The 26,012-nt window shown below is 64.3% G+C and carries 24 protein-coding genes and 2 pseudogenes; 3 read left to right on the top strand and 23 right to left on the bottom strand.

Annotated elements, in window-relative coordinates; all coding sequences use genetic code 11:
• Nucleotides 1-2: 2 nt before the first annotated feature.
• The 6 genes from ALC15_RS13990 to deoC form a co-directional block, all read right to left on the bottom strand.
• Nucleotides 3-1,040, bottom strand: a complete 1,038-nt coding sequence (locus ALC15_RS13990) for a carbohydrate ABC transporter permease (protein WP_094193874.1) — start codon at nucleotides 1,038-1,040, stop codon at nucleotides 3-5.
• Complete coding sequence (locus ALC15_RS13995; RefSeq protein ID WP_021076112.1) at nucleotides 1,037-1,912, bottom strand: carbohydrate ABC transporter permease; 876 nt, start codon at nucleotides 1,910-1,912, stop codon at nucleotides 1,037-1,039. Before ALC15_RS13995 ends, ALC15_RS13990 begins: the two co-directional genes overlap by 4 nt.
• A 7-nt stretch (nucleotides 1,913-1,919) precedes the next feature.
• Nucleotides 1,920-2,843, bottom strand: a complete 924-nt coding sequence (gene rbsK, locus ALC15_RS14000; RefSeq protein ID WP_050627715.1) for a ribokinase — start codon at nucleotides 2,841-2,843, stop codon at nucleotides 1,920-1,922.
• A 4-nt stretch (nucleotides 2,844-2,847) separates the two neighbouring features.
• Entirely contained in the window at nucleotides 2,848-3,303 is a 456-nt protein-coding gene (locus ALC15_RS14005) for an RbsD/FucU family protein (RefSeq protein ID WP_050627784.1), read from the bottom strand.
• Between the two features lie 142 nt (nucleotides 3,304-3,445).
• Nucleotides 3,446-5,830, bottom strand: coding sequence for an aldehyde dehydrogenase family protein (locus ALC15_RS14010; RefSeq protein WP_050627716.1), 2,385 nt, complete (start codon nucleotides 5,828-5,830; stop codon nucleotides 3,446-3,448).
• 10 nt (nucleotides 5,831-5,840) lie between these two features.
• On the bottom strand, nucleotides 5,841-6,758 hold the full coding sequence (gene deoC / locus ALC15_RS14015; protein WP_244486082.1) for a deoxyribose-phosphate aldolase: 918 nt from the start codon (nucleotides 6,756-6,758) through the stop codon (nucleotides 5,841-5,843).
• Nucleotides 6,759-7,107: 349 nt separating this feature from the next.
• Here deoC and ALC15_RS14020 point away from each other — a divergent pair, with 349 nt between their 5' ends.
• Nucleotides 7,108-7,902 carry a DeoR/GlpR family DNA-binding transcription regulator gene (locus ALC15_RS14020; protein WP_050627717.1) on the top strand — a complete coding sequence of 265 codons (795 nt, stop codon included), beginning with the start codon at nucleotides 7,108-7,110 and terminating at the stop codon, nucleotides 7,900-7,902.
• An 80-nt stretch (nucleotides 7,903-7,982) separates the two neighbouring features.
• Here ALC15_RS14020 and ALC15_RS46170 read toward each other — a convergent pair whose 3' ends face one another.
• The 4 genes from ALC15_RS46170 to ALC15_RS14035 all read right to left on the bottom strand — a co-directional run bounded on the left by ALC15_RS46170 (nucleotide 7,983) and on the right by ALC15_RS14035 (nucleotide 11,793).
• Nucleotides 7,983-8,144 (bottom strand): hypothetical protein, encoded by a 162-nt coding sequence (locus ALC15_RS46170; RefSeq protein WP_244486067.1) that lies wholly within the window; start codon nucleotides 8,142-8,144, stop codon nucleotides 7,983-7,985.
• Nucleotides 8,144-9,133, bottom strand: coding sequence for a substrate-binding domain-containing protein (locus ALC15_RS14025; RefSeq protein WP_244486068.1), 990 nt, complete (start codon nucleotides 9,131-9,133; stop codon nucleotides 8,144-8,146). Before ALC15_RS14025 ends, ALC15_RS46170 begins: the two co-directional genes overlap by 1 nt.
• Nucleotides 9,134-9,229: 96 nt before the next feature.
• Nucleotides 9,230-10,222, bottom strand: a complete 993-nt coding sequence (locus ALC15_RS14030) for an ABC transporter permease (protein WP_050627718.1) — start codon at nucleotides 10,220-10,222, stop codon at nucleotides 9,230-9,232.
• Nucleotides 10,219-11,793, bottom strand: coding sequence for a sugar ABC transporter ATP-binding protein (locus ALC15_RS14035; RefSeq protein WP_430649161.1), 1,575 nt, complete (start codon nucleotides 11,791-11,793; stop codon nucleotides 10,219-10,221). The genes ALC15_RS14030 and ALC15_RS14035 overlap by 4 nt, the downstream gene beginning before the upstream one ends.
• 267 nt (nucleotides 11,794-12,060) lie before the next feature.
• On the opposite strand from ALC15_RS14035, the gene ALC15_RS14040 reads away from it, so the two are divergent.
• The gene (locus ALC15_RS14040) at nucleotides 12,061-13,890 is read left to right on the top strand and encodes an outer membrane protein assembly factor BamB family protein (protein WP_050627720.1); all 1,830 of its coding nucleotides are present in this window, start codon (nucleotides 12,061-12,063) and stop codon (nucleotides 13,888-13,890) included.
• A 56-nt stretch (nucleotides 13,891-13,946) separates the two neighbouring features.
• Here ALC15_RS14040 and ALC15_RS46175 read toward each other — a convergent pair whose 3' ends face one another.
• The 12 genes and pseudogenes from ALC15_RS46175 to ALC15_RS14095 all read right to left on the bottom strand — a co-directional run bounded on the left by ALC15_RS46175 (nucleotide 13,947) and on the right by ALC15_RS14095 (nucleotide 25,020).
• Nucleotides 13,947-14,942, bottom strand: a complete 996-nt coding sequence (locus tag ALC15_RS46175; protein ID WP_244486083.1) for a GMC family oxidoreductase — start codon at nucleotides 14,940-14,942, stop codon at nucleotides 13,947-13,949.
• The gene (locus ALC15_RS46180; RefSeq protein WP_244486069.1) at nucleotides 14,912-15,541 is read right to left on the bottom strand and encodes a GMC family oxidoreductase; all 630 of its coding nucleotides are present in this window, start codon (nucleotides 15,539-15,541) and stop codon (nucleotides 14,912-14,914) included. Before ALC15_RS46180 ends, ALC15_RS46175 begins: the two co-directional genes overlap by 31 nt.
• A gap of 36 nt (nucleotides 15,542-15,577) precedes the next feature.
• A pseudogene (locus ALC15_RS14050) lies at nucleotides 15,578-16,983 on the bottom strand (aldehyde dehydrogenase family protein).
• Nucleotides 16,984-17,081: 98 nt separating this feature from the next.
• Nucleotides 17,082-18,167: a helix-turn-helix domain-containing protein gene (locus ALC15_RS14055; protein WP_244486070.1), complete on the bottom strand. Its 1,086-nt coding sequence runs from the start codon at nucleotides 18,165-18,167 to the stop codon at nucleotides 17,082-17,084.
• Nucleotides 18,164-18,880: an ABC transporter ATP-binding protein gene (locus tag ALC15_RS14060; RefSeq protein WP_244486071.1), complete on the bottom strand. Its 717-nt coding sequence runs from the start codon at nucleotides 18,878-18,880 to the stop codon at nucleotides 18,164-18,166. The genes ALC15_RS14055 and ALC15_RS14060 overlap by 4 nt, the downstream gene beginning before the upstream one ends.
• The gene (locus ALC15_RS14065; RefSeq protein ID WP_050627722.1) at nucleotides 18,870-19,592 is read right to left on the bottom strand and encodes an ABC transporter ATP-binding protein; all 723 of its coding nucleotides are present in this window, start codon (nucleotides 19,590-19,592) and stop codon (nucleotides 18,870-18,872) included. The genes ALC15_RS14060 and ALC15_RS14065 overlap by 11 nt, the downstream gene beginning before the upstream one ends.
• Nucleotides 19,589-20,620, bottom strand: coding sequence for a branched-chain amino acid ABC transporter permease (locus ALC15_RS14070; RefSeq protein WP_094193876.1), 1,032 nt, complete (start codon nucleotides 20,618-20,620; stop codon nucleotides 19,589-19,591). The genes ALC15_RS14065 and ALC15_RS14070 overlap by 4 nt, the downstream gene beginning before the upstream one ends.
• Before the next feature lie 6 nt (nucleotides 20,621-20,626).
• Nucleotides 20,627-21,490 carry a branched-chain amino acid ABC transporter permease gene (locus ALC15_RS14075; protein ID WP_050627723.1) on the bottom strand — a complete coding sequence of 288 codons (864 nt, stop codon included), beginning with the start codon at nucleotides 21,488-21,490 and terminating at the stop codon, nucleotides 20,627-20,629.
• Between the two features lie 55 nt (nucleotides 21,491-21,545).
• Entirely contained in the window at nucleotides 21,546-22,763 is a 1,218-nt protein-coding gene (locus ALC15_RS14080) for an ABC transporter substrate-binding protein (protein ID WP_244486072.1), read from the bottom strand.
• A 254-nt stretch (nucleotides 22,764-23,017) separates the two neighbouring features.
• On the bottom strand, nucleotides 23,018-23,407 hold the full coding sequence (locus ALC15_RS14085; protein ID WP_050627724.1) for a nuclear transport factor 2 family protein: 390 nt from the start codon (nucleotides 23,405-23,407) through the stop codon (nucleotides 23,018-23,020).
• 15 nt (nucleotides 23,408-23,422) lie between these two features.
• On the bottom strand, nucleotides 23,423-24,217 hold the full coding sequence (locus ALC15_RS14090) for a MoaF C-terminal domain-containing protein (RefSeq protein ID WP_050627725.1): 795 nt from the start codon (nucleotides 24,215-24,217) through the stop codon (nucleotides 23,423-23,425).
• 14 nt (nucleotides 24,218-24,231) lie between these two features.
• On the bottom strand, nucleotides 24,232-25,020 hold the full coding sequence (locus ALC15_RS14095; RefSeq protein WP_050627726.1) for an SDR family NAD(P)-dependent oxidoreductase: 789 nt from the start codon (nucleotides 25,018-25,020) through the stop codon (nucleotides 24,232-24,234).
• 216 nt (nucleotides 25,021-25,236) lie between these two features.
• Between ALC15_RS14095 and ALC15_RS46185 the strand changes: the two are divergent.
• Nucleotides 25,237-25,422, top strand: a pseudogene (locus tag ALC15_RS46185) (Lrp/AsnC ligand binding domain-containing protein); the annotation flags it as partial.
• Between the two features lie 148 nt (nucleotides 25,423-25,570).
• Here the strand turns inward: ALC15_RS46185 and ALC15_RS14105 are convergent.
• Nucleotides 25,571-26,002, bottom strand: coding sequence for a hypothetical protein (locus tag ALC15_RS14105; RefSeq protein ID WP_050627728.1), 432 nt, complete (start codon nucleotides 26,000-26,002; stop codon nucleotides 25,571-25,573).
• Nucleotides 26,003-26,012: the final 10 nt, after the last annotated feature.

Genomic DNA, 26,012 nt, shown 5'->3' on the forward strand with positions numbered 1-26,012 from the left:
TGCTATTTGATGGCCCCAAGCAGCAGGCCCGACCGCATCATCCGGCTGAGCAGGCCCGCCATGATCATCATGGGAACGATGGCCACGAGCGCCGCAGCCGAGATCGCCCACCATTCGTCGCCGCGTTGGCTGTTCTGTCCCGCCACCAGGATGGGCAGCGTCTGCCATCTGGAATTGGTCAGGAACAGCGCGAACAGGAACTCGTTCCACACAAAGGCCAGCGTGATCATGAACGTCGCCAGCAGCCCGTTCATCGACATCGGCACCACGATGCCGATGAAGATGCGACAGCTCGGCACGTTATCGACCATCGCGGCTTCCTCGACCTCGATCGGGATCGCCTCGAAGAAGTCGCGCATCAGCCAGACCACGATCGGCAGCGAGAACGCGACGTAGCACAGCGTCAGGCCGACATAGCTGTCGATCAGTTGGAAACCGAGCCGGCCGATCTCGCTGTAGAGCAGATACAGCGCGAAGGCCGTGACGATCGGCGGAAACATGCGCTGGCTCACGAACCAGAACAGGATGTCTTCATTGCCGAGGATCGGTCCGGGCAGCGGCAGGCGATTGGCGATGACGGCTGCGACCAGCGCGATCGGAAAGGCGAGCAGAAGTGCCTGCGGGCGGGTCAATCCGAACGTCGCGTTGAAGAAGAGGTAGCCGGCGAGCGCAAGCAGGAAGAACACGAGGCCCGCGCCGAACCGGACCTTGAACTCGAACCGCACCAGCGCATAGGCCGCCATCGCACCGATCGCGGTGGCGATCGCCGCCGCCGACAGGCCTACGATGGTCGAGTTAAGGAAGGTCCGGAAGAACTCGCCGCGAATCCCCTGATAGAGATCGATAAACGGCTGCAGGGTCGGCGTGAAGTCGACAAACGGAATGTAAGTCGGCCCGCCGACGACGCCCGGCGGCGTCTTGAACGCGGTCACGACCACCCAATAGAGCGGAAACACCGTGATCAGGCACCAGGCGAGAACGCCGACCGCGACCAGCCGGCGGCTCCATGGCGACAGTCCCGTCAAGCCCTGCCCGCTCATCGGCGCTTCTCCAGATGCGGCCGCAGCAGCGCCAGATAGGTGACGCCGATGATCGTGATCGCGATCAGGAACAGGAAGCTGAGTGCCGACGTGTAGCCGAGATTGAACTTCTTGAAGCCTTCCTGATAGGCGAACAAGGTCAGCGTCTCGGTGTCGACGCCCGGCCCGCCGCCCGTCATCACGAACACCGTATCCATGATCTTGTAGCTCTCGATCAGGCGGATGAAGACGACTGCGGCCGAGATCGGCAGCATCATCGGAAAGGTGATCCCCCAGAACTGCTGCCAGGCGCTGGCATTCTCCAGCTCGGCGGCCTCATAGACGTCTTCGGGAAGCGTTTGCAGGCCGGCCAGCATCATCAGGATGACGAACGGCGTCCATTGCCAGACCTCGACCGCGATGATGCAGGCGAGTGCCCAATGTCCATTGGTGAGGAAGGGCAGATTGACCAGCCCGAACTTCGACAGGAACTGGTTGAGCGGTCCCATGGTCGGGTTGAACATCATGCGCGCCACCAGCGCGACCGCCACCGGCGCAAGCAGCATCGGCAGCAGCAAGGCGACGCGAAACAGCCGCTCGCCCGGCACCCGCGCGTTCAGTGCCAGCGCGACGCCGAAACCGATCGCGTATTGCAGGCCGACCGCGATGAAGGCGATCAGCGTCGTCGTGAAGAGCGCACTCCAGAACCGCGGCTCCTGCAACAGCGTCGCATAATTGCCGAGCCAGACCACGCGCGGCGGGATCGGCGGGATCAGGCGATAGCTGAGGAAGCTCGTGGTCAGCGAATAGATCAGCGGAAAGATCGAGATCGCCAGCACGACGAGCACCGCCGGCCAGATGAAGACATGCTTGATCGGATCGTTCCGCATCATCGCGCGATCATCCCTTCAGCAGCGCTTCGATCTCGGCACGCTGCGGCATTGCGGGCGCGGTCCCGGGACGCGTGACCGAAATTCCGGCCGTGGCTGAACCGAACCGCGCAGCCTCGAGCGGATCGACGCCATCGGCGAGCGCCGCAGCGAAGCCGCCGACGAAGGCATCGCCCGCGCCGGTGGTCTCGACCACCTTGCCGGCGGCAAACGGCGGCACGTGCAGCGAGCGGTCCCGCGCATGGAACAGCGCGCCACGCTCGCCGAGCGTGATCAGCGCCGTGCCGGCGCCCTTCGCCAGCAACGCGTCGCCGGCACGTCGGGCGCCGGCGAGATCGCCGACCGCGATCCCGGTCAACGCTTCGGCCTCGGTCTCGTTCGGAACAACATAATCGCACAGCGCAAACAGGCTATCGTCGAACTTGATCGCCGGCGCCGGATTGAACACCGTGATGCTGCCGGCGGCACGCGCGACCTCGAGCCCCCGGAATGCCGCATCGACCGGCTGCTCGAGCTGCGTCACGAACACCCTGGAGTCTCTGATAGCGTCCGCGACCGCGTCGACATCGGCCGGGCTGATGCCGCCCGCCGCACCCGGCACCACGATGATCGCGTTGTCGCCGCGCGTCTCATGGACGTAGATGAACGCAGCGCCGGTCGGCGCGTCCGCAGTCCTCGCCACCCGCGGCCGAATTCCCTCGGCCTCCCAGGTCTTGACCGCCAGCTCGCCGAAGGCGTCGCTGCCGATCCGCGAGATGAAGCTCACGCTGGCACCGGCCCTTGCTGCCGCGACAGCCTGATTGGATCCCTTGCCGCCGGGCCCCATGGCAAATCCCGATCCGGCGATCGTCTCGCCGATCGCTGGCATGTTGCCGGCGCGGAACGCCAGATCGACGACGAACACGCCGAGGACGGCGACGCCATTCTTGCTCATGTCGTTACTCCCCGTCCGGCGCGATGACGCCCTTGGTGAGCAGGAAGCAGCCGTAGAAGCGCCGCTCACCGGTCGCGATCACACAGTAGGCCGCCTTCGCCTTCTCATAGAACGCGTGGCGCTCGACGCCGACCAGAGGCCAGGACCGTCCCTCGGCACGATCGATCGCGGTCTGCACCTCGTGCTGCACGGGGGGCACCTCCTGCGGTTGGCCGACAATCTCCATGCGGATCGCGGCATCGTCGACGAAGGTATCGAGCGGCATCACCGAGAGCACGGCTTCGACCGCCTTGGCGGCGCTCACATTGTCGATGCGCAGCAACTCGCCCAGCACGCTCTGGCGCGCGATCGAGTCGGCCGGAAAATTGGTGTCGCACACCACCAAGCGATCGCCGTGCCCCATCGCCCGTAGGGCATAGAGCACGTCGGCATTGAGCAGTGGATTGATGCCCTTGAGCATGTAGCGTCCCTCCCTCGTCTTCAGCATCGCCGGACTCTGACGGTCCGGACCCCATCCATATCACCGCAAGGTGACGTCCCTAGATTCCAGTCTTGACGCGTCGTCTTCACGCGAACCGGTACCCACCTCGCTTGAGAACGCTCTAGTCGCCGTACGGAATCCAGATGTTCTTCACCTGCACGGCATGGCGGAGCAGGATCGGGCCCTCGCTCGCGGCCTTGTCGTACCAGTCGAGCGCGAGGCCATGATCGACCAGCGTCCGCTTGAGGTTGCCGATCGACAGCCGTTCCGCGGCCGCCGACGCGTCTTGCGATCCGAACGCCCAGAGCGCGTCGACATCGTCATGCTCGGCAAGCACCTTGACCAGTTCGTTGCGCTCACCGGTGACGATGTTGACCACGCCGCCCGGCACATCAGACGTCTCGAGCACCTGGTAGAAATCCGTCGCGGCGAGCGGATGCCGCTCGCTCGGTACCGCGACGACGCGGTTGCCCATCGCAACCAACGGCGCGACCAGGCTGATGAAGCCGAGCAGCGGCGCCTCGTCCGGACAGGCGACACCGACCACGCCGATCGGCTCATGCATTGCAAGCGCCACGCCGCGCAGCGGCGGCGCGTGGATGGATCCCTCGAACTTGTCGGCCCAGGCGCCATAGCTGAACAGCCGCTCGATGCTCGCATCGACTTCCGTGCGCGCCTTTGCCGACGACACGCCGGTCATGTCGGCGATGCGCCGGACAAACTCGTCGCTGCGCGCGGAGAGATTTTCGGCAAGGTAGTAGAGGATCTGGGCGCGATTATGCGCTGTCGCCCGCGCCCACGATTCGGCTGAGCGCGCCGCGGCCACCGCATTGCGGATATCCTTGCGATTGCCCTCGCCCACCTCGCCGAGGCGCCGGCCCTTTGGCGACAGCACCGCGCGCGAATAATTGCCGTCCGGGCGGACTTGCTTGCCGCCGACGAACAGTTTTGCCGTCCGATCGATCGGCGGCACGTCGAATCCAGCACTTGCGGCGGCCGCAATCGGCAGCGGCGATACCTTGGGCCGCGCCTTGCGCCCGCTCCAGGCCTTGGGCTTGAGATATTCGACCATGCCTTCACGGCCACCCTCGCGGCCGAAGCCGGACTCACGATAGCCGCCGAACCCGACGCTGGCGTCGAACAGGTTGGTGGCGTTGACCCAGACGACGCCGGCCAGCAACTTCGGCGCGATGTCGAGCGCAAGACCAATCGTCTCGCTCCACACGCTCGCGGCAAGGCCATAGCGCGTGTTGTTGGCGAGCATGACAGCCTCGTCGGGCGTGCGGAATGTCATCGCAACCAGGACAGGACCGAAGATCTCTTCAGTCGCAACCGTCGAGGATGGATGCACGTTCCAAAGCAGCGTCGGCGGATAGAAGCATCCCTCCGCGGGCATCGCGCCGGGCGTCTGATATTTCTCGGCGCCTTCCTTCACGCCGGTCTCGACCAGCGACTTGATCCGCTCGAGCTGCACCGGGGCGACCACCGCGCCCATGTCGATCGCCTTGTCGAGCGGCATGCCGACGCGCAGCGTCGACATGCGGCGGATCAGCCGCCTGCGGAAGGTGTCAGCAATGCCTTCCTGCAGCAGCAGCCTCGAGCCGGCACAGCAGACCTGGCCCTGGTTGAACCAGATCGCATCGACCACGCCTTCCACCGCGCCATCGATGTCGGCATCGTCGAATACGATGAACGGCGACTTGCCGCCGAGTTCGAGCGTCAGCGATTTGCCGGTGCCTGCCGTCGTCTGACGGATCAGCCGCCCGACCTCGGTCGAGCCGGTGAAGGCAATCTTGTCGACGGGACTTTCGACCAGCAGCGCGCCGGTCGCACCATCGCCGGTCACGACGTTCAACACGCCCGGCGGCAGGCCGGCCTCGGCCGAGAGTTCGGCAAATAGCAGCGCGGTCAGCGAGGTGAACTCCGCGGGCTTCAGCACCACCGTGTTGCCGGCGGCAAGTGCCGGCGCGATCTTCCAGGCCAGCATCAGCAGCGGGAAATTCCACGGGATGATCTGCCCGATCACGCCGATCGGCGCCTGATCGGCGAATTCCCGCTCCTGCAACTGCGCCCAGCCGGCGTGATAGTAGAAATGGCGGGCGGCGAGCGGCACGTCGAGATCGCGGGTCTCGCGGATCGGCTTGCCGTTGTCGATCGCCTCCAGCACGGCGAGCAGCCGGGCGTGACGCTGCAGCATGCGCGCCAGTGCATAGAGATGACGCGCGCGGCCGTGACCGCCAAGCTTCGCCCATGCCGTCTGCGCCGTGCGCGCGGCGTTGACCGCCGCCTCGACGTCGGACGCCGCGCCCTGCGCGATGCGCGCCAGCGGCTTGCCGGTGGCGGGCTCGAACGTGGTGAGGTGCTTGCCGGCATGCGGCGTTGTGAACTTGCCGGCGATGAAATGCCCGAACGTGGCGTCATGCCGCGCCAGCCAGACGCGCGCTTCGCCGTCCGCCTCGGGCGCGGGGCCATACTCCATGGTTTCGAAATAGTTTGCGACGCTCATCGCTGGAGTCTCATCCCACGGGGTGGCGGTTGAAAGCCGAATAGTGGCCGGTCACGTGATGCTCGAGCTGCCGCTCGATATCGGCAAGCAGGCTGGAGGCGCCGATGCGGAACAGATCCGGCTCGAGCCAGTCGCGCCCCAATTCCTCCTTCATCAGGAACTGATAGTTGAGCACGTCCTTTGCGGTCGAGATTCCGCCGGCCGGCTTGAAGCCGATCTTGAAGCCGGTGCGCTCCTGGTAGACGCGGATCATCCGCAGCATCGCCAGCGTCACCGGCAGCGTGGCGTTGACGCCCTCCTTGCCGGTCGAGGTCTTGATGAAATCGGCACCGGCCATCATGCAGACCATCGATGCCTTGGCGACATTGCGCAGCGTCTTGAGGTCGCCGGTGGCCAGGATCGTCTTCAGATGCGCGTTGTCGCAGACGGCGCGGAAGTCCTGGACCTCGGCGTAAAGCGCCCGCCAGTCGCCAGTCAGCACGTGCTCGCGCGTGATGACGACGTCGATCTCCTGCGCGCCGTCGCGCACCGACGCCTCGATCTCCTTCAGCTTCAGTTCGTGGGGGATCAGCCCCGCCGGGAATCCGGTCGAGACCGCAGCGACCGGGATGCCGGATCCAGCGAGCGCTTCGACGGCCGTGCCGACGAACCGATGGTAGACACAGACCGCGCCGGTATGCAGCTCGCGCCCGGCAAAGCCGAGCCGCTCGAGAACGTCGCCACGCACGGGCGCCTTGGCCTTGGCGCAGAGGCGCTTCACCCGTTCGGTGGTATCGTCGCCGTTGAGCGTCGTCAGGTCGATGCAGGTGATCGCCTTGAGCAGCCACGCCGCCTGCGCATCCTTCTTGACCGTACGACGGCCCGGCAGGCTCGCGACCCGCCGTTCGGCGGCCGACAGGTTGATCCTGATTTCGTCGACCCAATCCATGTCGAGCGCGCGGCCGCTGTTGCGCAGCGCCGAATGAGGATGCCCACCGCCCGGGGAAGGCGGCAGCGTGGTCAGTGCGATCGGATTCTGCATGGGGACGCTCTGCGTCATGGAAGCGCCGTGCGGTCCTAGCGAATCGACGAGATCGCCAGATAAACTGAATGTGTCGATCGCAACATGTGATCCTCCCCTGACCTTGCCGCTGGGTTTGCCACCTGCCGAGGAACGACATCGCCCCGACGCCAGATGAGCCGCCAAACTGGATGTTATTATTGTAACAAATCGACGTTGCTAAACTCACAACATTGTAAGATCATTGTCAATCAGATAAGCAAGCTCGGCGACAAAAATGGCTGAAACCCCGAACGCACGACCAAGCGAGACACGCGTCCAGCGCCTGCAGAGGCTGCGCCGCGCCGTCGAATCGAGTGGCGCGCTGCACCTGAAGGATGCCGCCGAGCTCCTGAAGGTCTCCGAAATGACGGTGCGGCGTGACCTTGCCGGCCCGGAGGCCGCCCTTGCTTTGCTCGGCGGCTACGTCGTCAACGCCGCATCGCCGACCGCGATCAAGTACACGTTCGAGCAGGAGATCGACCAGCACACCCAGGACAAGCGTCTCGCCTGCCGGGCTGCGGCCGCCTCGATCAAGGAAGGCGATACGATCTTCATCGATTGCGGCACCACGATGCAGTCGCTGGCGGATTGCCTGCCCGAGGATCTGCCGCTCTCGGTGATCTGCTATTCGATGAACGTGGCGTCGATCGTGACGCATAGGCCCGGCACGCAGGTGATGCTGATGGGCGGGCTCTATCATCCCTCATCGCAGTCCTTTGCATCGGACGATGGCCTGTCCTATCTGCGGCGGCTCGGCATCAACAAGGCCTTCATTTCCGCCGGCGGCGTGCACTGGACCCGCGGCGCGAGCTGCTCGAATTTTCACGAGGTCGCCGTCAAGCGGGCCGTCATCGAAACCGCGATGGAGAGCATCCTGGTGATCGACGCGAGCAAGCTCGGCAGCCTCAAGTCCGCATTCTTTTCCGATATCGGCGCGTTCTCGCGGATCATCGTCGGCGGCGCGGCGTCGCCGGACATGCGCAAGCACTTCCGCAGCCTTCCGGTCGAGTATGTGACCACCGCAATCTGACCCGGGCGGGGGCTGGCTCGCCCGGGTCAGCTTTGTCCACGATGCGCGCCGTTGCGACACCGCGCATCACGGGCCAAAGATCAGTTGCAGGCCGGCTTCGCCTTGTTGCAGGCGTCAGTCAGCTCAGACGGCGGCTCCTTCTTGAACACCGTCTTGTAGGATTCCAGCACGTTCGACTGCGTCACCGGCAGCGACTGCACGCCAACCCAGGCCGGCGTCTCCTTGCCAAGCAGCGCGTTCATCATGGCCATCGCCTCCGCGACGCCTGATCATAGGGGCGCTGCGAGCCGGTCGCCTTCAAGGGACCGCCCTTGGCGATCTCGATCGCCGATTGCAGGCCGAGATCGACGGTCGTGACCGGAATGTCGATGCCCTGCGCGCGCATCGAGCTCAGCGTATCGAGTGCCGGCTGATCCCAGACCGCGAACACGCCCTTGACGTCGGGATTGCCGGTGAGGAAGTCGCCCGCGATCTGCGATACTTTCGGCGGATCCGTGAAGTCGACCTGCTTCATCTTGATGTCAGGCCGGTTCTTCTGCATCCACTCGCGAACGCCCTTGGTGCGCTCGTTGGTGCTGAAATAGTCGACGCCGAAATTGACCAAGCCGATGGTGGCGCCCTGCGCCATGCAGGAGGCCAGGATCTGCGCCGCGATCTGCCCGTTACCCAGATTGTCCGCCGAAATCATCGAGGCATATTCCTCGGGATGCTTGAGACCGGTCGGGATGCTGTCCATCAGCACCAGCTTGATGCCGGCCTTGGCGACTTTCTTGTAGGTCGGCGCAGTCGCGGTGAAATCGACCGGGATCGAGATGATGCCGTCCGGATGCTGCTGGATGGTGTTCTCGATGTCGGCGATCTGCTTGTCGACCTGATATTCAGCCGAGGCGACGCCCGTCACCGTCACGCCGTACTTCTTCAGCGTGTCGGTGATGCCCTGGATCTGCAGCTGCGCCCAGTCGAGGTTGACGGTCTGCATCGAGATGCCGACCTTGAAATGCTTCTCCTTGACCTTGGCGGCATCGGCATCCGACAGCGCAAGCACTTCGGGCGAAGCGGCCTTCTCGCCATGGGGGCCTTGGCCGACGATCGATTTCGGTCCGAGTGTCGCGAGATCAACGCCCTTGACGCAGGTTGCCGGCACTTCGGCGCGGGCCGAGGGGGCGATCGAAATCGCCGTCGCCGCGATCAGCGCGGTCAGCGGCAGGGTTTGTCGCAAGATTGGCTTCATTGTTTCCTCCCTTTTTTGGTCGCCGATTGACCGGAGGCCGGCGACCTTGCCCCTACTGCCGCAACGCGGGCCTTACGGCCCCGACGCGCATCCTGACTAGCGTTTCGTGAAAGCGACCGCGGCCACGATGATCGCTCCCTTGATGACGAGTTGCATCGGCGAGCTGACGCCGAGCAGCACGAGGCCGTTGTTGAGCGTGCCGATGATCAGGCTGCCGAACAGCGTCCCCAGGATGTAGCCGCGGCCGCCGAACAGGCTGCAGCCGCCGAGGATCACGGCGGCGATGACGTCGAGCTCCATGCCCTGTACGACGTCGGGCCGCGCGGCATGCGAGCGCGCCGACAGCACCAGCGCCGCAAGTCCGGCCAGCGCACCGGTCAGCACGAAGGCCGCGGTCGTCACCCATTTGGTGTTGATGCCGGAATAGAGCGCCGCAGTCGGATTGCCGCCGACCGCATAGATGCGGCGGCCGAACACGTTATAGTGCAGCAGCAGGATGCCGACGATCATCGCCACCAGCGTCCAGGCGATCGGGACGGGGATGCCCAGGAACGTGCCTTCGCCGAAGATCGCGAAATAGGTCTCGTTGGTGATGATGACCGGCTTGGTGTTGGTCACCATCATCGCGAGGCCCCGCGCCATGCTCAGCGAGCCCAGCGTGACCAGGAAGGACGGGATCGAAAGCTGCGTGGTCAGGATGCCGTTGAGCAAGCCGACCAGCGCGCCGGTGCCGAGGCCTGCGACGGCGCCGACGATCCAGCTGTTGTTGATCTGGCTCATGGCGAGCGCCGCGGCCATGCCTGACAGCGCCAATGTCGATGCGACCGACAGATCGATCTGGCGCGCGATGATCACGAAGGTCATGCCGACCGCGATGATCGAGACCAGCGTGGTCTGGCGTCCGATGTTCAGGAAATTGTCGACCGACAGGAACCAGGGCGAGGACAGGCTGAACACCACCAGCAGCACCACGAAGGCGATGTACAGCATGTAGGGCCGCTCGCCCCGCAGCAGGTTCTGCAGCAGCTTGCGGCGCCGGTCGGACCGGGTCGGCGCGGCGGCGACGTTGGGCGCGGTCAGTTCAGTCATGCGGGCAGCTCTTGCAATACACCTTGTCCGGAAGCCTGGTAGATCTGCAGCAGATGATGCAGCTCTTCGGCATCAACGATCTCTCCGCGCTTCAGTGTTCGCGCCACGCGTCCTTCGACGATCACGGAGATGCGGTCGCAGAGCTCGATCAGTTCGACGAGATCGGACGAGACGACCAGCACGCCACTGCCGTCGCGAGCGGCGTTGCGGATGACGCCATAGATTTCCTCGCGTGCGCCGACGTCAACGCCGACGGTCGGCTCGTCGAGCAGCAGCACGCGCGGCCGCGGATCATTCCATTTCCCGAACACGACCTTCTGCTGGTTGCCGCCGGACAATGTCCTGACCAGGCTGGAGGCGCCCTGCGCCTTCACCGATAGCCGCGCGACCGCAGTCTCCGCGCGCCTGATGGCAGCGCGCTGCTGCATGAAGCCCCAGCGCGAGAAATGCGGAATCCGCGGTAGCGTGATGTTGCGCTCGATCGAATGGTCCAGCACCAGACCCTGCACGTGCCGATCTTCCGGCACCAGCGCGACGCCGTGCTCGATCGCATCGGCCGGGCCGTTCGGCAGCCATGGCCGACCCTCGATCTCGAATGCGCCGCGCTCGACCGGCCGAAGTCCGAAGATCGTCTCGAGAACCTCCGTGCGCCCGCTGCCGATCAATCCGGCAAGGCCGTGGATCTCACCCTTCATCACGGTCAGGTCGACGGCCGACAGCCGGTCGTTGGACACATCAGACAGCGACAGCACCGGCGACGGATCGAGCGCGCGCGCTACCGCGGGCGCGGCGCGCGACGCCGCGGGCGCCGAGCGATCGGTGCCGATGATGGCGTTCACCAGCCGCTTCATGTCGGTCTCGGCGGTGACGAAGGTGCCGGCGTTGGCACCATCGCGCAGCACGGTGACCCGCTGCGAGATTTCGAAAACCTCGTTGAGCCGGTGCGTCACGTAGATCACGCCGACGCCGCGGCGCGTCGCCTTACCGATCGCGTCAAACAGGATGCGGACCTCATCCGAGGTCAGCGAGGATGTCGGCTCATCGAGGATCAACAGCCGCACCTCGCCCATCAACGCCTTGGCGATCTCCGTCATCTGGCGGTAGGCGAACGGCAGCGAACCGACCGCAGCTTTGGTATCCAGGGGAATGCCGAGTTCGCCCAGGAACGCTTCGGCCCTCGCCATCAATTCGCGCTTGCGGACAAAGCCGAACCGCGCGCGGGGCTCGCGGCCGAGCAGCAGGTTGTCGGCGACGCTCAACGATTCGACGAGGCTGAGGTCCTGATAGACGACGGCGATCCCGGCCTCACGCGACCGTGCCGGGCTGTCGAACGTCACGGGTTTCCCGGCGATCTCGATGGTGCCGCTGTCGGCGGCATGAACGCCGCTGAGGATCTTGATCAGCGTGGATTTTCCGGCCCCGTTCTCGCCCAATAGGGCATGCACCTCGCCGGCACGGACCTCGAGGTTGACGTCGCGCAGCGCCCGCACGCCGCCAAAGCGCTTGTTGATGCCGCCGACCATCAAGAGCGACGTCGACGGCCGAGGCTCTGCCGCGATCGAACCGGACAATTCCATTTTCCTCCCGCCGCCCGCGCGAAACGCTGATGCGATGATGACATCTTGTTATTTTTGCAACTTATTGTGTTATAATTCTATCACAACAGGCGACCTGTCAATGGGAGATCGCGCCCGTCGGCGTCGGAATCGAGGGCGGCCGATCGAGCTCCGGCACCGTCGGATACGCACCGCCGGCCTCCGCGGGGCACGCCGACATCCATCAGGGTTGTGCTACGCTGTGATCGCTCATCTCATCGAAGCCAATGCCGGTGAACCCAGATGAAACTGAGTGCTGCGATTGCCGTCGCCCTGATCGGGTCTTGCCTGCCTGCGACAGCGCAGCAAGGCGGTGCCGCCCTCTACGCGCAACGCTGTGCGCAGTGTCACGACAGCACCGACGCGAATATTCGAGCGCCGAGCCGCGGCGCGCTGCAATCAAGGTCGTTCGATGAGGTTCTGGGCGCGATCACCACGGGCCCGATGGCATCCTTCGCGCAGGGACTGAGTAATGACGAGCGGGCGGCCATCGCCTCGCTGGTCACAGGAAAGGCCGCCTCGCATGCGGCGGCCGGAAGCGCCGGCCAATGTGCGCAGAGCGAGGCCGGCTTTCCCCGGGCGATCGATGGGCCACGGTGGAACGGCTGGGGCGCGGATCTCAACAACAGCCGGTTTCAGCCGGCAGCCATGGCCGGCCTCACACAGGACCAGGTCTCCCGGCTGCGCCTGAAATGGGCCTTCGGGTTTCCCGGCGCCTCGATCGCCTTCGCTCAGCCGACCGTCATCGGCGGCCTGCTGTTCGTCGGCGGCACCGACCGCAAGGTCCACGCCCTCGATGCCAGGACCGGATGCACCCGCTGGGTGTTTCCGACCGATGCGCCGGTCCGGGCGGCGATCAATTTCGCCACGATGGACGGCCAGCCGGTCGTCTTCTTCGGCGACCTGCTCGCCAACATCTACGCCGTGAATGCGACAACCGGCACGCTGATCTGGAAGACCAGGATCGAGGAACATCTGGCCGCCCGGATCACCGGCGCACCCGTGTTCTACTCCGGCGCCGTCTATGTCGGCGTGTCATCGATCGAGGAAGCGACGGGGTCTCGCCCCACCTACCAATGCTGCACGTTTCGCGGCAGCGTCGTGGCGCTGAAGGCCGATACTGGCGCGCAGATCTGGAAGACCTACACCATCGCTGAAGCGCCGCATCCGACCAGGACGAACGCGATCGGGACCCAGCTGTTCGGCCCGGCCGGCGCGTCGGTCTGGTCCGCTCCCACCATCGACGTTCAGCGCAAGGCGCTCTATGTCGCGACGTCGAACAGCTATGCAGACCCGGCAACCGACACCAGCGACGCCATCCTCGCGTTCGATCTTTCGACCGGCAAGATGCTTTGGCATCAGCAGGCGACGCCCAAGGACAGCTTCGTCGTCGCGTGCTTCGGCACCGACCAGAGCAACTGTCCGCAAGATCGCGGTCCCGATCACGACTTCGGGCAATCGCCGATCCTGGTGAGCTTGCGTGATGGACATCGCGTGCTCGTCATCGGCCAGAAGTCCGGCGTGGTCCACGCGCTGGATCCCGACCATGAAGGCAAGATCCTGTGGCAGACGCGGATCGGCCAAGGTGGACCGCTGGGCGGGACCGAGTGGGGCTCTGCCGCCGACCAGGACCGAATCTATGTCGCCAACTCGGATGTGCGGTTTCTTCGTGACGGTTCGCGGCGCCTGAATTCAAGCGAAGGCGGCGGCCTGTTCGGACTCGATCTGGCGACCGGGAAGATCGCGATGCAGGTCGCGCCGGTCGCCTGCGGCGACCGCCCCCAATGTAGTCCTGCCCTCTCCGCAGCGGTCACCGCGATTCCCGGCGCCGTGTTCTCGGGCGGCGTGAGCGGCTTCCTGCGTGCCTACGCGACCGATGACGCAAAGCTGCTCTGGGAATTCGACACCGCGCGCGACTACACCACGGTCAACGACGTTCCAGGCCATGGCGGCGCCATGGACGGACCCGGGCCGATCGTCGTGGACGGCATGCTGTACGTCAATTCCGGCTACGCGCAATGGGGCGGCCTGCCCGGCAACGTTCTGTTGGCCTTCGAGGTCGGCACCCCCTGACACAATGTCAGCAATGCGCCGGCACTGCTGCAGCTCATATCGGGCATTCGCCGTAGCTAAGCGGCGGTCTCCTTGCCCAGGATGAAACGCGCGGCGCGCTCGCCGATCATCATCGTCGGCGCATTGGTGTTGCCAGAGACGAGACGAGGCATGATCGAAGCGTCGGCGACACGAAGCCCTTCCACGCCGCGCACGCGCAAGTCTTCCGACACGACCGCCATGGGATCATCGGCAGCTCCCATCTTCGCGGTGCCCGACGGATGGAACACGGTCTTGGATATCGCACGAACATAGTCGCGGAGCGCGTCCGGGTCCGTTTCAAGCCCCGGCTTCGGAAGAACACGCCGCTTGACCAAACGGGCCAGCGAGGGGGCCTCAGAGATCCGGATGGCGATCTGAACACCGCGAACGAGCGTCTCGACATCGGCCTGCTCGGCGAGCGAGTTGGCAACAAACAGAGCGGCGTCGCTCGGGTTTGTTGAGCGCAACCGGACCGAGCCGCGCGATTGCGGCCGCAGGACACAGGGACCGATCGAGATGCCATGGCCCGCATGAGCTGACCGATCGGCAAAGCCATTGAATGCCGGCAGTACATGAAACTGGATGTCGGGTTCGCCTGTACCTGCCGTGTCGACGAACCCGCCGGATTCGACGACCGTCGACGTCAGCAGGCCCGTCTTGGTCAGAAGATACTGCATCATGTGCGATGCGGCGCGGAGACCCTTGTCTTCGCCGAAGATCGAAATCGGATCCTTGGTCTCGCACTGAACGGTCGCCTCGAGATGATCCTGGTAGTTCTCGCCGACCCCGGGCAGGTCGAGCACGACGTCGATGCCGTGCTCGCGCAGATGGGCCGCCGGCCCGATCCCCGACAGTTGCAGGATTTTCGGCGTCGCCAGCGCGCCGGCGGTCAGAATCACTTCGCGCCGCGCCGTGACGGTCGATCCGTCATCGAGCAGCACTCCGGTCGCTCTCTTGCGATCAAAGAGGACTTTGTGGACACGGCTTCCTGTCTTGACGGTCAGGTTGGCACGCCCCTCCGCCTGCCGCAGATAAGCCTCCGCCGCACTGCGACGCGCCCGCGACTTGTGGTCGTCTGATAGAAGCCGACGCCCTCCTGGCGGGCTCCATTGAAGTCCTCATTGTAGGGGATGCCGACTTCCTGCGCGGCGCGGATGAAGGCCCACGAGAGCGGATGACCGTAGGCGCGGTCCGACACGGTGAGCTCGCCAGTGGCCCCGTGATACTCACCGGAAAGCCGCTGGTTGTTTTCGAGGTCGCGGAAGACAGGAAGCACCTTGTCGTAGCCCCAGCTACGACAGCCGAGCTGCGCCCACGTATCGTAATCCTGCCGCGAACCACGGATGTAGACCATCGCGTTCACCGAACTGCCGCCGCCCAGCACATGACCCTGCGGCACGATCGACGGCCGTCCGTTGAGGCCCTGCTCCGGCTCGGATGCGTAGAAAAGCGCGTCGCGGCCCTTCTCCAGAACCTTGAAGAAAGTTGCCGGAATGTGAATGTACTTGTCGGTGTCGCGCTGGCCGCTTTCGATGAGGAGTACGCGATTGCGGGAATCCTCCGAGAGGCGCGACGCGAGGACGCATCCCGCAGAGCCGCCGCCCGCGACGATGTAATCATAGTCCTGCATCTGCCCTCCCCGACGCGCCGCGTTCAGCGTTCCACTTCAACAGAACACGGTCTGTACGGTGGTGAACTCCTTCAGCCCCTCGACGCCAAACTCGACCCCGAATCCCGATTGCTTGACGCCGCCAAACGGCGCGTTGGGTTGAATGGCACCGTGCTTGTTGATCCAGACCGAACCGGCCTCGATCCGCCCTGCCACACGTTTTGCCTGCGCAAGGTCCGTACCCCAGACCGAGCCGCCAAGCCCCATCGAGCTCGCATTGGCCTTGGCGACGGCATCATCGATGTCGTGATACCGGATGATCGGAAGAGCAGGACCGAATTGCTCTTCGTCCACGAGCCGGCAACCGTGGTCCACGTCGGCAACCAGCGTGACTGGATAGAAGAAGCCGGGCCCTTCCGAGGGATTGCCGCCGATCAGCACACGGCCGCCCTTTTCGCGAGCCTCATTCACGAACGTTGAAACGATGTCGAACTGACGGCGATTCTGCACCGGACCGAGCGTCGACTTTTCCGACAAGCCATCGCCGACGACGACCTGGCCGGCATACCCGACGAGCTCGTTGCAGACCTGCTTGTAGAGGCTGTCGTGAACATAGAGCCGCTTCAGCGCGGCACAGGTCTGGCCGCCGTTGATGAAGGCACCCCAGAACAGGCTCTCGACGATCTGCTTCGGGTTAGCGTCAGGCAGCACGATTCCCGCGTCATTGCCGCCGAGCTCGAGAGTCAGCCGCTTGAGCGTGGTCGCTGCGCTCTGCATGATCTTGCGGCCCGTCGCCGTCGAGCCCGTGAACGTCACCTTGGCAATGCGGGGTGCGAGGACATCAGGCTGCCGATCTCGTTCTCGCCGGTGACGACGTTCACCACGCCCGGCGGCAACGTCTCGTTCATCAGCTCCACGAGCCGGATGGTGCTGAGCGGGGTCAGCGGCGAAGGCTTGATGACCACCGTGTTACCCGCCCGGATTGCCGGAATGATGTGCCAGCATGCAATCATGACCGGCCAGTTCCACGGCGTGATGGAGCCGACCACGCCGATCGGCTTGCGGTGCAGCTCGACGCGCCCCTCGGCTCCGTCCTGCAGGACCTCCACCGGGAGCGACAGATCGCTCGTGAAGCGCGTCCAGGCAACCGCGCCACCGATCTCGAATCGCGATCCCAGACCGTTCAGCGGCTTGCCTTGCTCGAGCGTGAGCAGGCGGGCAAGCTCTTCGGAATGCGCCTCGATCGTTTGCGCAACGGCACGACACGCTTCGGCCCGTTCAATTTCGGAGGTTTCCTTCCAGATCGCAAACGCCTTGGTGGCTGCGGATATCGCGGAATCCAGATCCTCCGCCGTCGCGAGCGGCATCGCGCCGACGACGGCGCCAGTCGCCGGATTGATGACGTCCAGGACGCCGGCTGTCTCGACCTTGCGACCGTCAATGACCAGGCTCGAGCGCTGCATGCAAAGATCTCCCAAGCGCAAGTGATGCGGCCGAGGAAAGACGATGATGCGTCTGCTGTCTTGGAAAAGAGCGCGGCGTTGATTGGACGGGAGCGCGGCTATCGGCGCACCACATCCGTGGGAGAGCAGTCGAAGGCCTTCTTGAAGCAGCGGTTGAAATAGGAGATATCGTTGAACCCCGATGAAAATGCGATCTCGGCGATGGTCCCGCCTTCGGCGCCGCGTTGCTTCTCGATCAACCGGTCCCTCGCAAGTCGCAGACGGCGATCACGAATGAAGCTCGTGATGGTGGTCCCGACCGTGCTGAAATCCTCTTGCAGGGTCCGCATCGACACACCGAGACGGCCGGCCAGCCATTGCGGCGTCAGGCACTCCGCGGTGAGATGACGGTCGACCAGCGCGCGGGCGAATTCGAGCCGGCCCGAGGCACGCTCCTTCGGACACAAAGGTGCAACGGCGGTATCCGTGGCGAACGCCTGCCGCGTCGCGTGGAGCAGGAGTTGCCGCAATTCGCCCGATCGCTGGTGATTGGCCGGCGTCTGCAACATCTTGGCGACGAGCGCCCGCAGCATGGTCGACATCGGGTCCTCGGCGCCCAGGCGTCGCGATACCTCGAAATCGTTGGGCCTCTCTGCCAGCAGCAATTGCCGCGGCAGATGCACGGAGAGGTGATTGATGAATTGACCGTTGAAATAGAAGTTCGACGGCAGCGAGGAATCGACCAGGATACAGTCACCCGGGGAAATAATGCTCTGTTGCCCCTGCTGCTCGACCCCGCACGTCCCCTCCAACTGGACAAGCAGAAAGAAGAATTCGCCATAGTCGAGGCGGATGTCGCGCTCGTCGCGACGAACGACGCCGATGTCGCCGGCAACCTGGGCGATGTCCATGCCCGCAGCATCGCGAACCAGCACGCCGCCGTTGACGAGGTCGCGTTCTTCCCATCCGAATGGATTGAATCGTCCGCAGACGGACTGGAGCTTGTGCCTCCACTCCTCCAACGGAGCTTGACTCCAGACTTGCGGAGTCCAGTTGCTAAACTCCTGGAGCTGCACGTGCTCCTCCCCTGGAAGGGCCGTCTGGCGGCTTTTATCTAACATGTTAAGCAGCTCTTCCGAGCTGTCAATGGGCGGTATCCTGCAGGGAACCGCATCAGCGTGCGCCGATGTTGATGCTGATGTCACGCGAGATAGGCGCTGTGCAGGATCTCGGGCCTGTCGATCAGCTCCTGTGGCTCGCCGGCAAAGCAGATTTTTCCACGCTCCATGACATAGGCTGCATGCGCGATCTTGAGCGCGATGTGCGTGAACTGCTCGATCAGAAGGACGCCGACACCCTGCGCGGCGAGGCCCTGCAGGACCGGGACCAAACGCGCGACCACGACCGGCGCGAGGCCGAACGACAACTCGTCGGCGAGCAGATAACGTGGTCGCGCAATGATCGCCTGCGCGAGGGCAACCATCTGCTGTTGTCCACCCGAGAGCGTGCCCGACCTCGCCTGCAGACGGTCGCGCAACTCCGGAAACGTGCCGAGCGCGACCTCGAGGGCCGCCTTGAGCTGCGGACGCGCAAGGTGGCTGCCCGCGACCTTGAGGTTATCCTCGACACTCAAATCGTTCAGCACCTGGTGCCCTTCGGGCACCGCAGCAACGCCGCCGGCGCGAATGGTCTCCGGCCTGAGGCCGACAATGGACTGGCCGTCCATTGCGATCGAACCGCTGGTCGCCGGCAACACGCCGGCGATGGAAAGAACGAGGCTGCTCTTGCCGGCGCCGTTGGCGCCAAGCAGGGCGGTGATCCTCCCCGGCGAGATCGTGAGATCGATGCGTGAAGAACGGCCTTGCCGTTGCGCGCGATGTTGAGGTTCTGCACGGCCAGCCCGGCGCTCACGTCGCATCCTCCTCCAGGACCCCGAGATAGGCCGCCCTGACCTTTGGATCCGCAAGCACGTTCGGCGTTGGCCCATAGGCAATTGGTGAGCCAAAATCGAGCACCAGTGTCGCCGTGCAGGTTGCCGAGATCAGATCGACATCGTGGTCGACCAGCAGCACCTGCGCACCGCAATAACCGTGGATCGCCTTGATGACATCGCGCAGGTGCTCGCTCTCATGTTGAGCAAGCCCTGCTCCGGGCTCGTCCATCATGATCAACCGGGGCAGCCCTGCGGTTGCCCGCGCGATCTCCAGCATGCGGCGCTGATAGGCGTTCAGGTCGCGTCCGGGCGTATCGCGCCTGGCGAGAAGACCGACGAAGTCCAACGCCTTGTCGATCAACAGCCGCCGGGGCTGGCCGTCCGTCGGCACGTTGTCGAGCACCGCGGCGACATTGTCGCCGGCAGTCAGATTCTCGACGATCTGCTCGTTCTGAAACGTTCGGCGGAGGCCAAACGCGGCACGCTTGCGAATGGGAATATCCTTCAGGTCCCGCCCATCCACCCGCACACGGCCCTTCGTAGGCTGCACGAATCCGGAAAGCACATTAATCAATGTGGTCTTGCCGGCGCCGTTCGGGCCGACCAGACCGGTGACCGGCTCCGCAAGATTGGCGGTCAAGGCGTTCAAGCCGAGCACACCTCCGAACTGCACCGTCACGTCGTCGATCTCGATCATGACTCGGCCTTCCGCTTGCCACCCACGAGCCGGCGAACTGTTCGGACCAGATCCGCCAATTGGCCGGCCACGCCGCGCGGAGCCGTGATCAAGGCGTGCAGCAGGCCGAGACCGAAGATCATTGTCGCGATATTGCCGTCGATCCTGAAGTCGTTCAGTAGCGCCGGAAATGCCCGAAGCAGCAGCCCGGCCACGATCGGACCGAGCCAGGAATAAGCGCCGCCGACGATGGTCAGCGCGAACAACATGATCGACTGACTGGCCGGGAACGCGCTTGCATCAAGCTGTCCCACGCCCCCTGCAAGCAGGCCTCCGGCGATCCCTGCAAGGAAGCCGGACAACGCAAAGGCCCGTACCTTGTAAGCAGTGATGTCGACGCCCCCGGCGAGGGCGCAAACTTCGCTGCGGCGGATCATCGCCCATGCGCGCCCTGGGCGGCCACGGACATGCGCAAGCACGAGCAGGTAGCAAAGCCCGGCGATGACGATGGCGTAGCGCAGATAGGCTTCGTCGTTCTGCGCGAGCAAAGGACGCGCCATCATCATCCGCGTCCCCGTACTCTTGCCGAGGATGCCCGAGCCTCCATCCGGAAAGCCGAACGCGCTGATCAGTACCTGGATTGCACCGGCCATCATCAAGGTAACGATCGCAAGATAAAGACCCCGCATCCGCAGCGCGGGCAGGCCGATGACGAGCCCGACGAGCGCCGCGGCGATCCCGCCCGTCAGCAGCGCGAGCTCGAACGGCACGCCGAGGCCATGCGATATCCTGAGCGCAAACCAGCCGCCGACGCCGAGCAGGCCGTATTGCGCCAGCGAGACCATGCCGAGCTGCGCGAACAGCAGGCTGACGCTCAGGCTGGCAACGGTCAACGCGGTGACCGAAATCAGCGCGCGCAGCCAGTAATCGCTCAGCGCGGCGGGCAGGAAATAAAGCGCCAGGAGCGCGCCGGCACAGACGGCAATCGCGCGGAGCGGCAATCGTGCAGTAGAGATCGGCATGGCTGCCTGCAGGCTTCGGTCGGTCACGTCGGATCACCTGTAGACGAAGGTCACTCGACGCTGCATCCACAACATGGCGCCGACCGCAAACAGAAACGGGACTGCGGTGCGGAACGGGCCGATCACGGGAATCGGGGTCAGCAGCGCCTCACAAACTCCGATCGCCAAACCACCCGCGACTGTCGCGGGGAGCGAGACGAAGCGCCCGAACACCGCGGCGGCGATCGCCGGAATGACCGCGAAGGTGAGCGCTTGTCCGCTCAAGCGCTGCAGATCGGCCAGCAACACGCCGCTGACGCCCGCCAGCAGGCCGGAGATCACCCACGCCCAACTGTCGACGCGGAGCACGCGAACCCCGAGCATCGCGCTGAGATCGCGGTTGCTGGCGAGCGCGCGCATCTGCAGGCCCACCCGGCTATAGGCGAGAAACAGCATCACGGCAGTGGTCGCCAGTACGCCAAGGCCGAATGCGATTGCCCGCGTCATCGTGATCCGGACGCCCAGGAGCTCAAAGCTCATCGTATCCGTGGGCAGACGAAGCCGGCGCGGCGCCTCACCCCAGACGTAGCCCATGAAGCCAAGCAGGATGAGCGCAAAGCTGAGCGTGGCCACCGCACGCATGATTGGATCACCGTAGGCCAGCCGGGGCGCGATGACGCGACCATAGAGGAACGAGACAAGCGCTGCTGCCGCGACACCCGCGATCCACGACCAGCCGGGAGGACCTCCGCACTCGACAATCGACCAGGAGACAAAGGCGGCCAGGGCACCGACGGCGCCCTGGGCGAAATTGACCACGCCCGCCGCCCGATAGAGCACCACGATGCCGACGCCGGAGAGCACGTAGGTTGCCGCCGTCGCGAGGCCCGAGACGAGAAAGGGCGTAAAATCAGGCATGACGGCTTACTTCGCGATGCCGATCGTCTTCTCGTAGGTATGCACATCGTCGAGTTCAGGATCTTCCGACTCGACGCACACCTGCTTTGCCACGAGCTTGCCGTCCTTGACGAACGACACCGGGCCCGCGTGATTGGCGTTGTGACGAGGACCTTCGCCGACGTACCAAGGCGAACACCACATGTCGCTTTCGAACCGCTTGATGCTCCGCAAGGCCCTGCGTGACCGATTTCCGGTCGATCTTGGCAGCGTCCATCTTCAGCAGGGTTTCGGCGGTGACGCGCGCCGCCAGATAGCCGGCTTGCGAGAAGGTGTCCCGCGGATCCGAGGCCTGGCCATACTTGTCCATCACGGCAAGCCAGTTCTGCATATCCGGCGTGCCGGCGTCGGCCGCCTTCAGTTCCATGTCGACGGTGACTTTGCCGTCCCAGTATTTTCCGATCGCACGCGGAAAATCCGGATTGTACAGCGAGGCAGGTCCGGTGAAATGCACCTTGTCGGCAAGCCCCTGCTCTTCCGCGGCGGCAAAGATCGGAACGGCCAGGCCCTTGGGCGTACCGACGCTGATGACGTCAGGCTTGAAGGCCATCGCCTCAAGGACGACCGAAGTCGCGTCGAGCGAGCCAGGGTCGAACGTGATGATCTTGCCATCACCGCCTTGCTTCTTGATCCAGGCAACCGCGCCGGAGCAGGACCATTCGCCGAGATTCGGGATGTTCGGTGCGATGCAGACCACGCGCTTGATCTTGCCCGGATAGGTCTGCGCCACATCCATCACGGCCTTGGTATTGCTGACCCGCGGGCCGGCGTTGGTCGGCGCGTAGTTCTTCTGGAAGAAGCAATCGCGAGGGACGCCGACCCCCGCAATCACCATGATGCCTTCCTTTTCATAGATGCCCTGGTTGGCACCGCAATCGACGAAGCTCATGTTGCCGACCAGCGCGACCGCCTTCTGATCACGGATCAGCTTTGCCGCGACCTGCGATGACTGCTCGGGATTCCAGCCGTCATCTTCGAGTTGGTACTTGATCGGACGTCCGTTGACGCCACCATTGGCATTCAGGCATTTGAAATAGGCTGTCGCGGCCAGCCCGGAGGAGCTGAAATTGTCGGGTCCGGTCACGCTGACAATTCCGCCGATCACGATCGGCTCGCCGTTCGCCGCCTTGCCGGTGTTGGCACCGCATTTGGCATCGGCCGCATGGGCCGTGCAGCCGGCACAGCCGAGCAGCGCAGCCATGAAGATTCCCAGGATCGTGTTCCTCAATGTCATGCGTTTCCCCTCATTAGGCCACCCGTCCGACGGCGGCGTTGCACCGGTGCGTCTGTTTGCGATCGCGGCCCCGCCTCAAGGGAGGCCGAGCGATCGTCCGACGCTTGTCCGGCGCGATGACACTAGGCGCTGCCCTTTGCCGGCGTCTTGGACTCCGACGCAGCCGGCCTAGGACGCAAACGAGCGAAGCGCCGTCATGGCAAGAAAAAGCGCGGCCCATGTCATGAGCCGCGCCAAGTGGAGGGACTGCCGATCTAGATCGTCGCGCGGGCAACCAGGCTGGTGTCAGCGAACTGCTCGAAGCGAACGACGCGGCCGTCGTTCATGTCCCAGACGTGCACCACGCGTGCCGTCATGGTCTTCCCCGTCTTCCTGTACCGGCCCGAATAGGTCCCGATGCCGACGATCGTTGTCCCGCCGTCGACCAACCTTTCGAGCGAGAACGTATAGTCGATCCACTCTTCGCCGATGCGCTTGAAGACGCCTTCCACAATGGCACCAGCGCCGACATATGTACCCGCGTACGGAAAGCCCGCCATCTCGGTCCAACGAGTTTCGGAAGTGATGGGCGCCATCATGCCCACAACGTCCTTGCGGTCGGACGCCGCGTAATGCGCCTTGATTGCATCGTAGTTCGAGTTCACGCGCCGCGTCCCCCGTCAAACCGGTTGCTTGTTCTCGTCATAGACAGTCCGGGACTTCATCTGGATGAAGGCCCCGGCGGGCTTGTTTTCGATGATGCCCTGGCTGGTCACGCCGAGAAATTTCCCGGTCGAGCGCATGGCATCCCAATTGTAGAAGAAGATCGACGCCACCGGGATGATGAACTCGCGAAACCCGAACACATACTGGTTGTCATCGAATTTGTATGTGGTGGCCAGATCGACATCACCATGCCCTCGCTGCACGCCGACGATGTTCTGCCAGGCGTAGCGCTGTGAGCTCAGATAGACGTGCTCGTAGACGTGCTGCGGGCTATATTCATAGTGCGCGGTCAATCCGATCAGATCCCTTGTCGGCGCAGGCTCCATGCCTGTGGCCGGAACCGTGGGGCCGCCGACGATGCCGGGCGTATAGTCTTGCCTAACGCGCGGCTCGCCAGGCGCTTCACTCGCCGGCCGCACCCGTTCCCGCACCGACAGGACCCGGCGAGTGCTGAGATTGACGATGAAGGCTTCATCTTCGTCCGGCCGCCCGGACAGCGTCATGTTGACGAAGAGCACGTCCGGCGCCACATCGATCGCCTCGTACCAGTCCTGTCCCGATGCGCTCCCCTCCGCCCATTCAACCCGGTCCGCGGAGGTGAAATTCAGTCTGACCGCACGCCCGTTTTGCAGCGTGATATCGAGCGACCTGCCCGCGAGCCTGTCCGTGACCGGCAGGCGATTGGTGGCGATGCCGGCGGCGAAATCATCGAAATGTTTCCAGTCGGCAGGCCGGCTTGCTTGCTCCATTTCAGACTCCCTCCCTACTCGACGAACGCCAGCGTCGGCAGATCGACCACGGTGGCGCCGCCATCCACCGTCAGGATCGAGCCGTTCATCGCGCTCGCCTCGTCCGAAGCCAGAAAGCAAACGACGTTGGCAACCTCTTCCGGCGTCGCCGGCCGGCCAAGGGGCACATCCTTGGTCACCAGGCGATAGGCTTCTTCGATCGAGGAAAGACCGTGCTTCTCGACAAGGACCTGCATCTGCTCGTCGGCCAAGGCGGTCGCGACCCAGCCTGGGCAGACCGTGTTGGTCCGTACGCCGCTGCGGCCGTAGTCGCGAGCCAGCGACTTGCCGAGGCCGATGCAGGCATGCTTCATGGTCACGTAGCCGGCGGCCTGCGGGCCCGCAAACAGGCCGGCAATCGATGCAACGATTACAATGGCGCCCTGTCGCTCGATCAGGTCCGGAAGGGTCTCGCGCGCGCAAACGAACGCCGTATCAAGGTTGAGGCGCGTCGACAGCGCCCACGTCTCGTCGGTCATTGAAATGGTCGGGCCGACCCCATGGCCGCCCGCATTCGCGACGAGAATATCCGGCTTGCCGAACTTGCCCCGAATTTCGCCTAGCGCGGCGCGGACCGCTGCGCCGTCTGCGGCGTCGGCCTGCACGACGAGACAGCCGGTCTCGTCAGCGAGTTCGCGCAGGGGCTCGCGGCGCCGGCCCATGACCGCGACCTTGGCGCCCTCCGAAGCCAGGCGCCGCGCAACGGCTGCGCCAATTCCCGTTCCACCACCCGTCACCAGGGCGGTTCGCCCAGCAAATCTCATTGGTACCTCGAGCGCGTCCCAGATCGATATTTTTTCGAACGCCGCGTGACGCGGTCCGGGACAGCGATAAGCCAACCGAGCCGGGTCGTCTTGGACTCGCGCGCAACCGGGCTAGGACGCAGGCGAAGCCAAGGCGGTGCCGCGTTCCTATCCTTCGTCGATCAGCTGGTTGAATATGTGGGCGGGATGATGATGCCATGATCGAGACGCCGAACGCTGATGGAATGTCATCTCATCAGCGGCGGCTACGATTATCTTCTCAGATTCGTTCGTCGCAGCATCTCGCACTACCAAGAGCGGATGGAAAATCTGCTTGAACGCAACGTCGGAATTGAAAAGTATTTCTCCTATATCGTTCTCAAGTCGCCGATCGTGAAGCACGCTTTGCCTTTGAAGGCGCTCCTCGACCGCATTCGTAAACCGATCGCCACAGTCGGCCAGCCGAGGGATCGCCTTTTCGTCCAGATTAGCCGAGCCCGATGTCATCGGGCATATCCGCAGGCCGCTTGGTGGCCCGGGAAGCGGACAACAACGACAAGCGAATTCACACTCACCTCAATGAAATCGTGAGCGCGCCAAGATTGGCTGCAAATTCCAGCCCGGCTTTTGGCCCTCTGAGCATGAGCACCACGCCATGTTCGTTTCGCAAGCTTGCTGCGCCCATACCCGCGGCCCATGCGCCGCCTCCCCCAACGAGCGTATAGTTGCCGGCGAAATCGTTGATCTCTCGGATGCCCGATGCGGTACCTTCCAACCAACTCGTGGAAGCACCCGCGCTTACCCCGAGGCTGAAGCCGGACGCGGTGAACCGATAGTGCCGCCCGCGGAACGTAAGGATGCCGCTTCCCCCGCCGCCACCGACGATCAGAGCGGCCTTCACGAATTTGACCTGAACGTGCCCGCTAGCCTGAGCGAAGGACGGGGAAGAGAAAGCACACGTAAGCAACAACAGCGATAGACAACGCACCGAGAATCTGAACATCGCAAGTGCC

The organism is Bradyrhizobium viridifuturi (assembly GCF_001238275.1).
In the GTDB taxonomy this organism is placed as follows: domain Bacteria; phylum Pseudomonadota; class Alphaproteobacteria; order Rhizobiales; family Xanthobacteraceae; genus Bradyrhizobium; species Bradyrhizobium viridifuturi.

Excerpts from the sequence above, each read along its gene's own strand:
- ALC15_RS14005 (WP_050627784.1), bottom strand. The coding sequence starts at position 3,303 with ATGCTCAAGGGCATCAATCCACTGCTCAATGCCGACGTGCTCTATGCC.
- ALC15_RS14010 (WP_050627716.1), bottom strand. The coding sequence starts at position 5,830 with ATGAGCGTCGCAAACTATTTCGAAACCATGGAGTATGGCCCCGCGCCC.
- ALC15_RS14090 (WP_050627725.1), bottom strand. The coding sequence starts at position 24,217 with ATGGAGCAAGCAAGCCGGCCTGCCGACTGGAAACATTTCGATGATTTC.
- ALC15_RS14025 (WP_244486068.1), bottom strand. The coding sequence starts at position 9,133 with ATGAAGCCAATCTTGCGACAAACCCTGCCGCTGACCGCGCTGATCGCG.
- ALC15_RS14075 (WP_050627723.1), bottom strand. The coding sequence starts at position 21,490 with ATGCCTGATTTTACGCCCTTTCTCGTCTCGGGCCTCGCGACGGCGGCA.
- ALC15_RS14030 (WP_050627718.1), bottom strand. The coding sequence starts at position 10,222 with ATGACTGAACTGACCGCGCCCAACGTCGCCGCCGCGCCGACCCGGTCC.
- ALC15_RS46170 (WP_244486067.1), bottom strand. The coding sequence starts at position 8,144 with ATGAACGCGCTGCTTGGCAAGGAGACGCCGGCCTGGGTTGGCGTGCAG.
- rbsK (WP_050627715.1), bottom strand. The coding sequence starts at position 2,843 with ATGAGCAAGAATGGCGTCGCCGTCCTCGGCGTGTTCGTCGTCGATCTG.
- ALC15_RS13990 (WP_094193874.1), bottom strand. The coding sequence starts at position 1,040 with ATGAGCGGGCAGGGCTTGACGGGACTGTCGCCATGGAGCCGCCGGCTG.
- ALC15_RS46180 (WP_244486069.1), bottom strand. The coding sequence starts at position 15,541 with ATGCAGGACTATGATTACATCGTCGCGGGCGGCGGCTCTGCGGGATGC.
- ALC15_RS13995 (WP_021076112.1), bottom strand. The coding sequence starts at position 1,912 with ATGATGCGGAACGATCCGATCAAGCATGTCTTCATCTGGCCGGCGGTG.
- ALC15_RS14105 (WP_050627728.1), bottom strand. The coding sequence starts at position 26,002 with ATGTTCAGATTCTCGGTGCGTTGTCTATCGCTGTTGTTGCTTACGTGT.
- ALC15_RS14060 (WP_244486071.1), bottom strand. The coding sequence starts at position 18,880 with ATGCGACGTGAGCGCCGGGCTGGCCGTGCAGAACCTCAACATCGCGCG.
- ALC15_RS14040 (WP_050627720.1), top strand. The coding sequence starts at position 12,061 with ATGAAACTGAGTGCTGCGATTGCCGTCGCCCTGATCGGGTCTTGCCTG.
- ALC15_RS14020 (WP_050627717.1), top strand. The coding sequence starts at position 7,108 with ATGGCTGAAACCCCGAACGCACGACCAAGCGAGACACGCGTCCAGCGC.
- deoC (WP_244486082.1), bottom strand. The coding sequence starts at position 6,758 with ATGGATTGGGTCGACGAAATCAGGATCAACCTGTCGGCCGCCGAACGG.
- ALC15_RS14065 (WP_050627722.1), bottom strand. The coding sequence starts at position 19,592 with ATGATCGAGATCGACGACGTGACGGTGCAGTTCGGAGGTGTGCTCGGC.
- ALC15_RS14080 (WP_244486072.1), bottom strand. The coding sequence starts at position 22,763 with ATGACATTGAGGAACACGATCCTGGGAATCTTCATGGCTGCGCTGCTC.
- ALC15_RS14095 (WP_050627726.1), bottom strand. The coding sequence starts at position 25,020 with ATGAGATTTGCTGGGCGAACCGCCCTGGTGACGGGTGGTGGAACGGGA.